The organism is Kamptonema animale CS-326 (assembly GCF_028330895.1).
Classification (GTDB): Bacteria; Cyanobacteriota; Cyanobacteriia; order Cyanobacteriales; family Microcoleaceae; genus Kamptonema; species Kamptonema formosum.
This window is the reverse complement of sequence record NZ_JAQMUA010000497.1, coordinates 1-12,832: the sequence shown is the minus strand read 5'-3', so window position 1 is coordinate 12,832 and position 12,832 is coordinate 1. Positions and strand designations below refer to the sequence as shown.

Here is a 12,832-nt window from a genome sequence, read left to right as displayed (position 1 = left end):
TAGGGTGGAGGGTTATGACTTGCCGTGAACATTAAGGCCCCAGCAGAGTTTAAATATTTGGCGCTGTAAGCAATGACTGGCGTAGGACAATCTCGCTCCGCCACCTTGACATTCCATCCTAACTCTGCTAGGACTTCAGCGGCAGTGCGAGCAAACTGGTCAGCGAGAAAGCGGGTATCGTAGCCGATTAAAACTGGGCGCTCTTTAGTATAAGCAGTTTCTAGATAGCTGGCGATCGCCCGCGTCACTCTCCGCACGTTGGCGAAGGTAAAGTCATCGGCAATAATCCCCCGCCACCCGTCAGTCCCGAATCTAATATTGCTTTTAGTCTTGCTACTAGCACTCATCTTTACCACTCCCTCTCGCTCGCTTTGTTAATGGTACAAGAAGCTTAGCAATTAGGGAGTAGCTGGCTGACTCTTTACTCTCACTCAGAGGAAATTATCGCTGTGGGGTTAGACCTTGAGGATACCAGCCTGAAGGATCTGCTCTCACGATTAATTATTAGTAATTCAGATACAACGTATCCTTATATCTATCTTAAGAGGTATTTATTACAGAATTTTTATAAAATTATAAATTTTATTTTTTATTTACAATTGAGCCGCAGTTGTGTTAACTTTTATAAAGTAAGCGGAGCCATAAACATTAATTGCCTATTAGAAATATCAGCAAATCCTGCTAATTTGGCTTTCAATATTCAGTCGATAACGCACCCATCCCCCAAAACTATACGATCCTAATATCTTGCTTAAGATATTGCTAGATATAAAAATTATCACTTAAAGTAAGTGAGAAACGTTTCTTCAACCGGGTTTCAGGCTTGTAAATAGATGCCGAAGGGTGCAGAGCTAGGGAGTTTTTGTATTTTAAAACACATTCACACTTAAGCCAAATGGCGGATGACTTGTAGCAATATGGCGGGTGAAACTTCCTAAAGAAATGTGAAACAATAGAAGTTAAGAAACTTAAAGGGTGAGCTAGTCGGTCGAGGATTTCCTTTACACAAAAAATCGAGGGTTTTAATGACTAACATCTCACAATCTAAATTATCCATACCTAAAGATGTAGATAGGGAGCTAATCACAACTTTAGTGCCGCATCCTCAACTCATCAACCGTCCCGAAATAACTGCCAACGGCCAATCCTCTGAGTCGAACGTTTCTTCCATAGCAGTTAACTGGGCCAAGAAATATTACACTACAGTTGCCTCTCACGAAAAGCGATCGCAGCTCAAAGCTCCTCAAACTCACCAATTACACGAATTTGAGGGAAATCGGGCTAGAACAGTTGACAAGCTGACTGATACCCTGAAAGTAGCCAGCAACATAGCTTGGGGTAAAGTGCAAACTCTTCTAGGTCAAGATATAGAACGTCACGCCATCAGTCCCGACTTAATTAATCCCTCCCAAATTACTGCGGATGCTCGGAAATTATACGCCAAAGCAATTGATGCCTATGCAGAAGAAGAATCTCCTGCTCGCCTATCGGTAGTAGTGGGCAGAGATATAATTGAACTGCGAAGTAAATACTCCCAAGCAGATCCGCTAGTCCTGGGATTTGTCACGATGGAGTTTCATTATCTAGGGCAATTCTTATTAGAAAGTCTTTCCCAGACAGAGCAATTGCAGTTAGTACCTTACTTAAAAATTATCGATGATTACCTGCACATACCATTCGGAGAAATCCAAGCTGCCGCAGGGAATCACGATCGCAACTCAAAAGCTTTGGTAGCAGTGCAGCATTTGTTGCAAAACACGACTCAGATTGCTAGTGTTGTACAGGATCGCGTCAGTTCTCAGCATCAAGGCTATCGCAGCAGTAGCGGCCATCTGAGCGATACAATGGTAAAACTTTCTAGCATCCGGGATGTAGAAATTTTTCAAAGCTACTTATGCTTATGCGCCTTGGAAGATAGCATTCGCCCGGCACAGCAAGAACTATTTCCCCTGTGCGTAATGTTATATCCCAGACTGCACGTAAGTTGGAAATTAGTGCAGGATATGCTGTTAGTTTTGTTATGGGAAATTCATGACCGCTTACCTCCTGAAGATGTCATGGTATTTTTACCATATCTGCGGACGCTAACTGAAATGTTTTCGGATGAGGTGTTTCAAAATTAAATGGAAGCTACGAAATTCGGTGTGATGACGAGGGAGTGTTTTGGGTGTTGTGTAATGTGCATCGAGACTATGTAAGGGCTGGTTTAGGATAAAATTTATTGCCTAAATCTCCCCTACAAATTCAGAAATATTTTATCTGCCTAATTACTTTGGCAGTTGCAATTAAAGCTATTTTACTGATTGTTTTATTTAAAATTCCAAGCGAGGTTAGAACTACCTAGTCTAAAAATTGGTTCGATCTTGCCTTTATAGCAACTTTCTTGGCAATTAAGACCTACGTAACGCCGCCCTCTGGGCGGTTAGAATACCGCCTGGAAGGCGGCGTTACGGATGTATGTCCTAATGGTTTTGGCGACTCCTATAAATTACTGAAACCCTTGATTCTTATTCCCTTCTTCCCTAGCCACTAGTCCCTAGCTATATATCTAAATTCTTTTGGCGTGCTTTCCTAAACTACCTATGCTAGTGAGATTATTGAGGAAATTTAAGAGAATTATGAAAAGTTTCAAGGAGGTGAATACCTTCAACATTGTTAGCACTATAATAGCTATCGATGCGGATTGTTCGATTGTTAGTATGACGGATAAAAGTAGTGAGCACAGGCAATCCTTCCATAGCGTCAGTTCCCCAGAGCCTTAAGGCTTCTCTGCCATTAATTTTCAAGCTTTCTTTTTTGACAATTGTTCCTATGCCGCTATTATTTAAGCTTACAGCTTGATTGACATTGGTTTCAAAAGAGCTTGAAAGGAGATAAATATCAGTTTTGAGCTGAGCTGGTAGAAGTGACCCATGTCCAGAGCTGGAGAGGCTAAAATTCGCGATCATTACTGCTGCTCCTCGCGTCATATCGTCGCGACTTGGAGTTGTAACAATCCAATTAGACGGAGACTCAAAGGAGAATTCATTATAGACCTGATGTCTTTGAAATCTGGCCTGCGTTATCGCGGTGCTTTCTGCTAAACTAGCAGAGAATGCTGTGGTTAAAAGCAGGTGGGGGATAACTCCTAAAAAAATTACTCCAGTTGCCAAAATTAATAGTTGAAGTTTCATTTTCCAAGTGATTCGTTTTTTACATATTGTTTTAAATGACCTGATGCTAACCATCCTCCTACTGCATTGTATATGTAGTTGCGTTTTATCGAAGACAGCGCAACTACATACCTTTGAGTAAATTATTTAATTATCATTCCTTATGGCCGCACAGCTTCCAGTATACGAGAATAATAAAAGCTAGTGCTAGTCATCCCCTGCCGCCGAATTGTAAAGCCATTGCTTTGTAGGATTTTGATAATATCAGCTTCCCGATGCTGATAAGCACGAGTAGCTTTACTTGGCCCTGGAAAAAAATCCCCAATTTTCTTGAGTACAGTGAGAGCTAAAGTTTTCGGGGCAAAACTGATAATTAGCCGAGACTCGGCAATAGAACTTAAGTGGCTAATCATAGCAGCGGCTTTATCTTGAGGATAGTGAATCAGCACATCTAGACAGATAACTGTGTGGTATTTGCCACTCAAAGCCTCCAAATCTTGAGCCGTAAACGTGATATTATTAGCTCTACTCGGAACAGCATTAGCTCTCTCGTAGGCTTCTCCTACCATCTTTTCCGAGATATCACTAGCATAAACGATCGCCCCGGCTTCAGCTAAGGGAATACTGAGGCTACCGACACCGCAGCCAGCATCGCAAACCGAGAGCCCTGGCAAATTGCCATCAGCGACTAGCCATTCTAGCACTGTATCAACTGTCCGCTGGTGTCCCGTGCGGATATCAAGTTGAACTTTATTAACTTGACCGTCGCCGTAAATTCGCTGCCAGCGATCGAAGCCAGTAGAGTTAAAATATTCCCTGACAATAGTTTTGTCGTCGGCTGCGTTCATAGATTAATTTGCCTGCTGATGAATTCCAAAGGTTTATTATATAGCAACCGCCACAACGGTTAGAGCATTCTCCATCCCCCAAACCATTTCTAGTATTGCATTTTCCTCCTGCCTTCTACCTCCTGCTGACGGGGTGACAACCCGAACTAACCAAACTAATAAGCGGAAATAGGCCTTAAAAGTTTCTTGTATGCCAGCGGTTGGAAACCGCGCCTAGACAAACAAAACCCGCCTTTGCGGGTTGAAAACTACAAACATCACGCCCAGCAATAGTTGGCTTAGGCAGACTTTGTTTGTTTGGCAGGGGTTTCAACCGCTGAGGTAGTGGGAGAATAAAACTATTAATTTTTCTGCGGACAACGGGGATGAATCCCTCCCTGCAAGCAGATATAAGCTACTTGACTGGCCTCTAAATTTTTAGCCTCTGTAAAATCAACTCCTTGTAAACGCCCTGATTTAGAATTAACAGGTGGACTTTGAATAAATTGATCGGGTCGATTTTGCTTTCCTGTCACAAACATTGCCCCTTTAAAGTTAGCACCTGTAACATTAGCGCCTCGGAAATTGACTAAACTTACATCTGCATTCCGAAAATTAGCATCTTGCAGTTGAGTATTGCTTAAATTCGCACTAGCAAGTTTAACTGAAGTCATATCTGCATTTTGGAGATTAGCATTGCTTAAATCAGCTCCAGATAAATCTGCGCCTTGCCAATCCGATTTTCTCAAGTTTGTCTCTGGAAATAGAGCGCCTTGAGCTTTAACTTGTCCTAAACGCGCACCTTCCAAATTCGTGCGCGACAAATTCGCACTTCCTAAATCCGCACCTGTAAAAGTGGCATCTTGTAATGAAGCTTGTCGCAAATCTACTCCAATTAACTTGGCACTGCTGAAGTTAGCTCCGCTCAAAATACTATAAGATAAATTAGCTTTATTCAGAGTAGAACGCAGAAAATTAGTGCGGTTCATCGTTATATTATTCAAGAATGCACCAGTAAGATTTGCACCTTCAAAATTAGCGCCACTCAAATCTGCTCTCCAGTCATCAAAAGTACCAAAACGAGCGTCTGCTCCCGCTCCGTAAAACCGGATACCTGGTAAGATAGCATTAGTAAGATTGGCGCTTCTTAAGTTAATTCCTGATAGGTCGCCTTTGTCTAATACTAAAGTGAATTGAGCTGGACCAGAGGCAGTTTGACTTAAATCCGTGCGGCTGAGGTCAGCATCATTTAGTTGACCTCGATTCACTGTCAGAATTTTTGCGATCGCTCTCTGAGTAGCTCTGCGGCGAATAGCGGCTAACTCTCGTTCCTTGGCATTTCCGCCGTAGCGCATAGAATCTAAATCATTGCTGAGGGCTTGATTTAACCGCTGCAAATAAGGTAAGGTTTTCGGCCCTGCACTCACTAAAGCTTGCTGAATCGAGTCTACGAGAGTAGGATTTTCTTCTTGACCAAGCAGATCTGCTAATAATGGTATCGCCCGAGCATCTTCGACTACACCTAAAGCTAAAATTGCTGCCCGTCGTTCGGCTATGCCATTGGGCGACATTGGGGATAACTTGTTAACTAAAGCTAGAAATACCTTGTCGTCGCGCTGTTTGAAATCCCGCAAATTCGCCTGACTTTGAATGTAAATTTGGGTGCCGATAAAGGTTCCCAAAACTGATGTCATACCCAGAATAGTAACTATTAGTAGAGTTAGTCCGGGGTGTTGGCGCATCCAGGCCCAAAGGCCGCGACTCCCATCTACTGAAGCTTCTGGCGTTAAGACCAGGGCCGCGATCGCAGCGTCTTCATCACTCCAATCTTGCCCCATAAAGGGATTTGTCGTATTACTTGATAATGCTCCGGCATCAGTGACAAAAGTACCCGCTAAACGGTCATGTCCTGTGCGCCGCTTTGGGTCAAACTTAGTCGCTAAGCCGTCTCCTAGCAGCATTAAGCCGCTCATTCCTACTAAAATGACTAAATCGGGAAAAGCACCACTAATGCGCCATAATGTGTAAGCAATGCCGACTGGTATTCCCCAACGTCCCAAACTTTCGCGGGCCAAGGCGCGTAGTATCCCTGGTGGTGCACCAGACTCCGAAACGACTTTGACACCAAACCAGCGCTTGGGGGAAGTTTGACCTTTTTTAGCAAGTAAATATAGTTGCCATCCAGCTACAGCTATGGGGGCGATCAGTGCGCCAGACCAGAATAAATTAGTTAGGGGGGTGACTCGCGGGTTGCGATCGCGAATCGGAATTGCTAAAGTTTGTGCGATCGCTTCAGATGTGGCGGCGACTGCGGGGTTGAGAGGTACACTCTTGATTGCATTATTAGCCAATGTTCCGATCGTAAATGGAACTAAGGAACTAGCAACAATTAATGATACTTCAACTGCCCAAGCGCCACACCTCCGAACCATTAGCGGCAATTCTCGACGTACTTGCCACGATGGATTTGATTGATTAATGTCGCTCCTTACCGTTGGGCTAGCCATATTGATTTTAGATTTTAGATTTTAGATTTTAGGCGATGTGTGTTAACTGTTAACTGTTAACGGTTAACTGCTAAGTAAGAAATTAGAGCATCGGAGATTCGGTAAAAAACTGGGTTTTTTTAGTCGAAATGCCTAAGTCCTGTTCATCTCACTTTCAGGTGGGGTGGGATGAGCTTAACCTATATCTCCATTTCCCAGTACCCATTTATATCACCGATCGCTATTTTTTGAGGTATGGGGGTTGCCTAAACTTGTACGCTATGTACAGCAAGAATCCCGGAACAGTGAGGTTGCTGGTAGAAGAAGAAAAAAGGAAGAAGAGTGATGTGGGGTCATGGGATAGGAGAAAATGGGGCAGTGATGGAGCAGTGGAACGATTGACACAGGAACCCCGGAGCTCCCCTACCGTCGAGAAACTTGGGTATGCCGCCATTGTGTTCGCAATCAGAGGAAGAATAATTAAAATGAAAATGCGCGATCGCGGGATACTTCCCTTAGCTTTAGCAATGATTTTAGCAACGGCTGGCGTTGTCCGCTCTCAAGCTCTACAGATTAGTCCCGGATTTAAGGAACCCCTAACTGTTTCAGGTACATCTGGTGGCCCCAACAACAGTGGCGACTGCGGCAATATTGCCCCCACACCGAATCTCATCATCCAAGTAGGGGAGGATTTACCTTATTGGCGAATTAGCGTACAAACTGCTGGTGCTCCTACGATATTAATTCAAGGGCCGGCTGGTCGTTTTTGCATCTTGCCAGAAAGTGCTGGTGCGGGTAATTTGGAGTTTTCGGGGTTTGGGAATAAGGGGACTTACTCTATCTTTGTAGGCGATCGCGCCCAAGGTCAACATCCTTACAATCTCTCTATTACTCAAAGTCGGAACTAATTTTGGTAATTGGTAATTGGTAATTGGTAATTGGTAATTGCTAATTGCTAATTGCTAATTGCTAATTGCTAATTGGGGAAAATCCTCTCAGTTTCCTACTCTCCACATTTTCCTGTAACAAACTATAGAAGTTATAGCAGAAGACAGAAGGTAATAAAAGCAATACGAAATTATATTAATTACGTTCAAATAGACATCATCAATAATTATTTTGACTGATTCAACTGGCTTGGCTTCCTACCTAGCCAGATTTGTTGCCCCGCTTCCTTGAATGCCAGCAAAACTACATCAACTGATGAACCAACTGCTGGATATTCAGATGAGGTCATATCACCTTCATCTTTGAAATCTGGGAGTTCAACAAGACCCATAAACTTTATCCCTGGAAGGGTAACAAATATCCCAAAAGGCCAATGCTTGGCGACTACTCCTTCCAATTTAGTTCCCACTTTTAGAGACTTTTGTATTTCGTCCCATGATTGCTCGTTAATCATTTTATTTTATCAGCCCCCTAATTGATTTGAGAGTTGATTTATCTTAGCACTCATTGGCACATCCGCCCTCCTATAAGTCCAAATTGCACCTGGTTCTAGCGTTAGCAGCGTATTATAAGGAGTGAATAGTTCCCAGTAGGATAGGTCAAAATCATCTGCAAGGTCTGGGAATATTTTTAATTTACAGCCGTTACTGAATTCTACAGTAAGAACCAAATCAGGGTAGTAAGTTTCAAAGGCCGCGATAGTTGTACCTTCAATAACTTTAACTTTCTCCTTAAACACTTCTGGTGCTTCCTTAGAACTGGCGATCGTTTCTTTTGTCGGCGATTCCAGGTTCCATTCTGTGCCTCGCGTACCTAAGATCCAAGAACCTTTTTCCTTTCCCGCTAATTTCTTATATGTGTAAGGAATTCTCTCTCCAATATGAATATTTAATTCATCTCCATAGCTCATTCTCGCGTTCCAGCACAGTTCCCCTTGAATGGCACTCACAATACTCCTCAGTTGCTCTAAATCAGCATCTTTTTTAATGGGTTGTACTAGCTTCTGACCTGTCGTTACTGTCATAATTCTCAACAATTGCTGTTTACTGATAGCCCAAATAAATCTTAGTTAACTTTTGCGAACTGAATTAGAGTTTAACATGATAACACTAATTATCTGAATTGACAAGCCTTTCAAATTTATTCTATACCGAAGAACTCGCGAGCCTTTTGTCGTAATTCTTGGTAGGTAAAATCGCCGCGTTCATTTTTACTTCCTCTATAACCTGCGGCTTTCTCGGCTTCTAAAAATTCTCCAAATGCTTTTCGAGCTGGTTCTTCCATTTTAAACTCATTAGCAATAGCATTAAGTTGCTGAATATCTCTTTTGGGCGGCATCTGATTCTATATTTTAACACTCCTCACCTATTATTTAATACCTTGACGCATTTCGACGCTGCTTAACCAACTCCGCCGCCAACTCCAAAGCTGCGATCGTACTACTAGCATCCGCCACACCTTTACCAGCAATATCAAAGGCAGTACCATGATCGGGAGATGTCCGAATAAATGGCAAACCAATTGTAGTATTTACAGCCCGATCGAAAGCCATTAATTTTACAGGAATTAACCCTTGATCGTGGTACAATGCTAAATAAGCATCGTGAGCATTACCTCCTTTGCCATACCAAGCTTGACCGGGTTTTACCCACATTGTATCTGGCGGTATGGGGCCATCTAACTGCACATCAGAAAGGCGATCGCGTTCCGTCTCTAACCAAGGAATTAACCAAGATTTTTCCTCGTTTCCCAATTGTCCGTTTTCGCCACTGTGAGGATTTAAACCCGCAATCGCAATTCGAGGTTTTTCTAATCCGAAATCTTGCCGCAAACACTCTACTAATAAGTCAAGTTTAAGGCTAAGTAAATCTGGCGTTAAAGCATCGGCAACTTGACGCAGAGGAATATGTGTGGTAGCAAGTAAAGTACGAAGTAACCAACCACTATGGGGAGATTTGGCGACAAATAACATCCCAAATCGCTTAACTCCCGATCTTTCTGCTAACAGTTCCGTTTGGCCGGGATAATGATGGCCAGCAGCTTTCCAACAAGTTTTAGAAATTGGCCCTGTGACGATACCTTGAAATTCGCCGGCAAGTGTACGCGCGATCGCAGTTTCCATATAAGCGAAACTAGCCGCACCACTCGCTATATTACCCTCGCCGACGACAATTTCACCCCACTCGCCATGCAGTTCGACATCTAAAATGTCTAAGCTTTCTGGATTAGCCAAAGGTGTTGTTACCTTGCAGCGTTGCAGTTGTGTGTAAGTTTCTTGCAAAATCTCCTTACCGCCAATCACCGTCACATCACAATTAGAGAGAGGTTTTGTAGCTAAAGCTTTGAGCACTACTTCTGGCCCAATACCTGCCGGATCTCCCACTGTTACAGCTAATTTGACTTTTGGATCGGGATTCACGGCGATTTTCTCCTGCGACATAGCCTCGTAACGCCGCCCTTTTGGCGGGTTCCTGTCTATACCGCTCAGAGGGCGGCGTTACGAACAATAATGATATTATTGCAATCTAAACTCGATCGCGATCGCATAGGAGATATAAAAAACATGAACCCTGAAATTTTCAATGCCGCATTTTTGTCTTTTACTCTGATTCTTGTAGGTTTGGCTGGTGGCTTTCTGTTACTCAAGCTTCAAGGCGGCGAAGAATAAGTTTTTTTAATAAAACCCGCCAAGGACTAAATTCCCTGGCTAATAGCTGAATTCGGTTGAAACCGACTCAAATATTAATTTACAGTCAGTTTCAACCAACTTTTGCTATGAGACAGGGGTTGAAACCTCTGTCTGGCTATATGCAGAGTCCTAATCAGCCCCACTCTCAGCCGCAACCTTAAAAATTTTTACGATTTTTATTAACTTTTGTTAAAAAATGAGAAAAATTCTGATAATATCGATAGAAAGTTTAAGATTCCTCATAAATACCTGATGACTTTATTAATTGTAGGTGCCACAGGTACCCTCGGCAGACAGGTGGTTCGTCGTGCCCTAGACGAAGGGTATCAGGTGCGCTGTTTAGTACGGAATTACAGAAAAGCCGCCTTTTTAAAAGAATGGGGCGCTGAACTCGTACCGGGGAATCTCTGCGATCCAGGAAGCTTGCCCCCAGCGTTAGAAGGCGTTACAGCCATTATCGATGCTGCTACTGCTAAAGCTACGGACTCCTTGAGCGTTAAACAAGTAGACTGGGAAGGAAAGGTAGCCCTGATTCAAGCGGCGGTAGCAGCAGACATCAAGCGCTTTATCTTCTTTTCATTTCTAGATGCTGAGAAATATCCCCAAGTGCCGCTATTGGAAATCAAACGGTGTACGGAACTGTTTTTAGCAGAGTCCGGCTTGAATTATACTGTTTTGAAACCTTGCGGCTTTATGCAAGGGCTGATCGGTCAATATGCGATGCCGATTTTAGATAGTCAGGCAGTCTGGGTTCCGGGGGCGAGTTCTGCGATCGCCTACATGGATACTCAAGACATCGCTAAATTTGCCATCCGCGCCCTTTCTGTACCCGAAACTGAGAAAAAAACTTTCCCCGTTGTCGGGCCCCGCGCTTGGGAAGCTGACGAAATCATCCGTCTATGCGAACGCTTGTCTGGAAAACAAGCCAAAGTAACGCGCACGCCTAATAGCATATTGCGCCTTGCTAGTCAAGTAGCGAAGTGGTTTCAGTGGACTTGGAACATATCAGACCGTTTGGCTTTTGCCGAAGTTTTGGCAACCGGCAAACCCATAAAAGCTGCTATGGATGATGTCTATAGCGTTTTTGGGCTAGACCCCGCCGAAACAACAACCTTGGAATCTTACCTGCAAGACTACTTTAGTCGAATTTTGAAGAAACTAAAGGAATTAGAATACGAGCAGGCTAAAACTAAGAAACGGACTCAAAAGATACCGTTTACATTTTAAAGTGCCGAAAGCTGGGATTATCTACAACGACGTTAAACCGATCTCTTGTCGCGTCGCCGCCGAGTTACAAGACAAGCTGAGTTCCTACGGATGGGATGTCTGTGCCGTCTCTGGATCGGGGGGAATTTTGGGCTATTCTAGCCCAGATCGCCCGATGTGCCACACTCCTATCGATCAGCTTGTCCCTTCTGGCTTTGACAGCGAGATGAAATTTGCAGTGGTATTAGGGGGAGATGGTACAGTTTTGTCTGCATCTCGCCAACTTGCCCCCTGCGGCATCCCGATGCTGGCTGTAAATACGGGACACATGGGTTTCCTCACTGAGACGTACCTCAACCAGTTGCCGCAAGCTATGGAACAGGTCATCAATGGGGAATATGAAATAGAAGAACGGACAATGTTGGCAGTGCAGTTGATGCGGGATGACATCTGCTTGTGGGAGGCGTTGTCTTTGAATGAAATGGTCTTGCACCGCGAGCCCCTGACTTGTATGTGCCATTTTGAGGTGGCGATCGGCAGACACGCACCTGTGGATATTGCGGCGGATGGAGTAATTATTGCGACTCCGACGGGATCGACTGCTTATTCGCTGTCTGCGGGGGGGCCTGTGATTACACCAGGGGTGTCTGTGTTGCAGTTATTGCCGATTTGCCCTCATTCTTTGGCTTCTCGCTCTTTGGTGTTTGCCGATACTGAAGAGGTGACGATTTATTCTGCGAGCCCGAATCGATTGGTGATGGTTGCGGATGGGAACGGGGGATGTTATGTTTTGCCGGATGATAGAGTGCGAGTTTCGCGATCGCCCTATACTGCTAAGTTTATTCGGCTACAACCTGCTGAGTTCTTCCACATTCTGCGGGAAAAATTGGGTTGGGGACTGCCGCATATTGCTAAACCGACTTCCGTTGAGTTGCCTTGATTTGAAAGTTTATTTTTGTAATAAACTTTCAATTTCTTCATCACTAAAGCCAAACTGTCGGAAAATTCGTAAAACATAAGCAGGAGACATTTCTCCTGCTCCCATGTCTATTGGTACTACCAACCGACTATCTTCTATTTGCCGACTATACAAGCAATGATCTCCTTTACCTTCTCGGTAAAAAATACATCCTCCTTGCTCTAAAATCCTAATTAATTCTCTAGGTTTCAATGAGGGAATGTTTTTAGGCATAAACAGCCCTCAGCTCAAAAACTTCTGAAATCGGTTCTGAGCTTTCAATTGTTAAAAACTCATGTAACTCTTTCAGCGAAATAGACCCTTTTTCAATATCTCTATCTGCTTCAAAAACCTCCTCAAAACTTTCAATAGCTTCCTTAAGTTTAGCTACCGCATTTTCTTGTGTATTCCCTTGACCAACCAAACCATTCTCCAAACACAATGCCACCCAGTAATTTGTACTTTTTCTTAAAACTACCGTGTAAAATTCCATCATGTTTTTAGTTTTAAGTCTAAACAATACCAGTCGCTCTCTAAATTATAGCGCTGTAGAGTGGGCGCGATCG

General features: G+C 43.5%; 15 protein-coding genes and 1 pseudogene. 6 read left to right on the top strand and 10 right to left on the bottom strand.

Annotated elements, in window-relative coordinates; translation table 11 throughout:
- A pseudogene (locus PN499_RS29200) lies at positions 1–347 on the bottom strand (phosphoglucomutase/phosphomannomutase family protein); the annotation flags it as partial.
- 678 nt (positions 348–1,025) lie between these two features.
- Between PN499_RS29200 and PN499_RS29195 the strand changes: the two are divergent.
- Positions 1,026–2,123: a hypothetical protein gene (locus PN499_RS29195; protein ID WP_272037129.1), complete on the top strand. Its 1,098-nt coding sequence runs from the start codon at positions 1,026–1,028 to the stop codon at positions 2,121–2,123.
- Between the two features lie 260 nt (positions 2,124–2,383).
- Positions 2,384–2,533 carry a hypothetical protein gene (locus PN499_RS29190; RefSeq protein ID WP_272037127.1) on the top strand — a complete coding sequence of 50 codons (150 nt, stop codon included), beginning with the start codon at positions 2,384–2,386 and terminating at the stop codon, positions 2,531–2,533.
- Positions 2,534–2,594: 61 nt separating this feature from the next.
- Here the strand turns inward: PN499_RS29190 and PN499_RS29185 are convergent, their stop codons facing one another.
- The 3 genes from PN499_RS29185 to PN499_RS29175 form a co-directional block, all read right to left on the bottom strand.
- Complete coding sequence (locus PN499_RS29185) at positions 2,595–3,173, bottom strand: hypothetical protein (protein WP_272037125.1); 579 nt, start codon at positions 3,171–3,173, stop codon at positions 2,595–2,597.
- Positions 3,174–3,313: 140 nt separating this feature from the next.
- Positions 3,314–4,000 (bottom strand): magnesium protoporphyrin IX methyltransferase, encoded by a 687-nt coding sequence (bchM, locus tag PN499_RS29180; protein ID WP_272037123.1) that lies wholly within the window; start codon positions 3,998–4,000, stop codon positions 3,314–3,316.
- A gap of 341 nt (positions 4,001–4,341) precedes the next feature.
- Positions 4,342–6,486 carry a pentapeptide repeat-containing protein gene (locus tag PN499_RS29175; RefSeq protein ID WP_272037121.1) on the bottom strand — a complete coding sequence of 715 codons (2,145 nt, stop codon included), beginning with the start codon at positions 6,484–6,486 and terminating at the stop codon, positions 4,342–4,344.
- A gap of 260 nt (positions 6,487–6,746) precedes the next feature.
- On the opposite strand from PN499_RS29175, the gene PN499_RS29170 reads away from it, so the two are divergent.
- The gene (locus PN499_RS29170) at positions 6,747–7,373 is read left to right on the top strand and encodes a hypothetical protein (RefSeq protein WP_272037119.1); all 627 of its coding nucleotides are present in this window, start codon (positions 6,747–6,749) and stop codon (positions 7,371–7,373) included.
- 206 nt (positions 7,374–7,579) lie between these two features.
- Here the strand turns inward: PN499_RS29170 and PN499_RS29165 are convergent, their stop codons facing one another.
- The 4 genes from PN499_RS29165 to pdxA form a co-directional block, all read right to left on the bottom strand.
- Positions 7,580–7,867, bottom strand: coding sequence for a S1 RNA-binding domain-containing protein (locus tag PN499_RS29165; RefSeq protein WP_272037117.1), 288 nt, complete (start codon positions 7,865–7,867; stop codon positions 7,580–7,582).
- Between the two features lie 9 nt (positions 7,868–7,876).
- Positions 7,877–8,437 (bottom strand): hypothetical protein, encoded by a 561-nt coding sequence (locus PN499_RS29160; RefSeq protein ID WP_272037115.1) that lies wholly within the window; start codon positions 8,435–8,437, stop codon positions 7,877–7,879.
- Positions 8,438–8,553: 116 nt separating this feature from the next.
- Positions 8,554–8,751 (bottom strand): hypothetical protein, encoded by a 198-nt coding sequence (locus tag PN499_RS29155; protein ID WP_272037113.1) that lies wholly within the window; start codon positions 8,749–8,751, stop codon positions 8,554–8,556.
- 34 nt (positions 8,752–8,785) lie between these two features.
- Positions 8,786–9,853: a 4-hydroxythreonine-4-phosphate dehydrogenase PdxA gene (gene pdxA, locus PN499_RS29150; protein ID WP_272037111.1), complete on the bottom strand. Its 1,068-nt coding sequence runs from the start codon at positions 9,851–9,853 to the stop codon at positions 8,786–8,788.
- Positions 9,854–9,976: 123 nt separating this feature from the next.
- Between pdxA and petM the strand changes: the two genes are divergently transcribed.
- The 3 genes from petM to PN499_RS29135 all read left to right on the top strand — a co-directional run bounded on the left by petM (position 9,977) and on the right by PN499_RS29135 (position 12,248).
- Positions 9,977–10,081: a cytochrome b6-f complex subunit PetM gene (gene petM / locus PN499_RS29145; RefSeq protein WP_272037131.1), complete on the top strand. Its 105-nt coding sequence runs from the start codon at positions 9,977–9,979 to the stop codon at positions 10,079–10,081.
- A gap of 273 nt (positions 10,082–10,354) precedes the next feature.
- On the top strand, positions 10,355–11,329 hold the full coding sequence (locus tag PN499_RS29140; RefSeq protein WP_272037109.1) for an SDR family oxidoreductase: 975 nt from the start codon (positions 10,355–10,357) through the stop codon (positions 11,327–11,329).
- Between the two features lies 1 nt (position 11,330).
- A complete protein-coding gene (locus tag PN499_RS29135; protein WP_272037107.1) occupies positions 11,331–12,248 on the top strand; it encodes an NAD(+) kinase in 918 nt (305 codons plus the stop codon).
- 9 nt (positions 12,249–12,257) lie between these two features.
- Here PN499_RS29135 and PN499_RS29130 read toward each other — a convergent pair whose 3' ends face one another.
- Both PN499_RS29130 and PN499_RS29125 read right to left on the bottom strand, forming a co-directional pair.
- Entirely contained in the window at positions 12,258–12,500 is a 243-nt protein-coding gene (locus PN499_RS29130) for a type II toxin-antitoxin system HicA family toxin (RefSeq protein WP_272037105.1), read from the bottom strand.
- Positions 12,493–12,762, bottom strand: coding sequence for a type II toxin-antitoxin system HicB family antitoxin (locus PN499_RS29125; protein ID WP_272037103.1), 270 nt, complete (start codon positions 12,760–12,762; stop codon positions 12,493–12,495). The genes PN499_RS29130 and PN499_RS29125 overlap by 8 nt, the downstream gene beginning before the upstream one ends.
- Between the last annotated feature and the right edge of the window lie 70 nt (positions 12,763–12,832).

What these genes read in the sequence shown, in the direction of transcription:
- PN499_RS29195 (WP_272037129.1), top strand. Translation starts at nt 1,026, where the DNA reads ATGACTAACATCTCACAATCTAAATTATCCATACCTAAAGATGTAGAT.
- PN499_RS29185 (WP_272037125.1), bottom strand. Translation starts at nt 3,173, where the DNA reads ATGAAACTTCAACTATTAATTTTGGCAACTGGAGTAATTTTTTTAGGA.
- bchM (WP_272037123.1), bottom strand. Translation starts at nt 4,000, where the DNA reads ATGAACGCAGCCGACGACAAAACTATTGTCAGGGAATATTTTAACTCT.
- PN499_RS29175 (WP_272037121.1), bottom strand. Translation starts at nt 6,486, where the DNA reads ATGGCTAGCCCAACGGTAAGGAGCGACATTAATCAATCAAATCCATCG.
- PN499_RS29170 (WP_272037119.1), top strand. Translation starts at nt 6,747, where the DNA reads ATGTACAGCAAGAATCCCGGAACAGTGAGGTTGCTGGTAGAAGAAGAA.
- PN499_RS29165 (WP_272037117.1), bottom strand. Translation starts at nt 7,867, where the DNA reads ATGATTAACGAGCAATCATGGGACGAAATACAAAAGTCTCTAAAAGTG.
- PN499_RS29160 (WP_272037115.1), bottom strand. Translation starts at nt 8,437, where the DNA reads ATGACAGTAACGACAGGTCAGAAGCTAGTACAACCCATTAAAAAAGAT.
- PN499_RS29155 (WP_272037113.1), bottom strand. Translation starts at nt 8,751, where the DNA reads ATGCCGCCCAAAAGAGATATTCAGCAACTTAATGCTATTGCTAATGAG.
- pdxA (WP_272037111.1), bottom strand. Translation starts at nt 9,853, where the DNA reads ATGTCGCAGGAGAAAATCGCCGTGAATCCCGATCCAAAAGTCAAATTA.
- petM (WP_272037131.1), top strand. Translation starts at nt 9,977, where the DNA reads ATGAACCCTGAAATTTTCAATGCCGCATTTTTGTCTTTTACTCTGATT.
- PN499_RS29140 (WP_272037109.1), top strand. Translation starts at nt 10,355, where the DNA reads ATGACTTTATTAATTGTAGGTGCCACAGGTACCCTCGGCAGACAGGTG.
- PN499_RS29130 (WP_272037105.1), bottom strand. Translation starts at nt 12,500, where the DNA reads ATGCCTAAAAACATTCCCTCATTGAAACCTAGAGAATTAATTAGGATT.
- PN499_RS29125 (WP_272037103.1), bottom strand. Translation starts at nt 12,762, where the DNA reads ATGATGGAATTTTACACGGTAGTTTTAAGAAAAAGTACAAATTACTGG.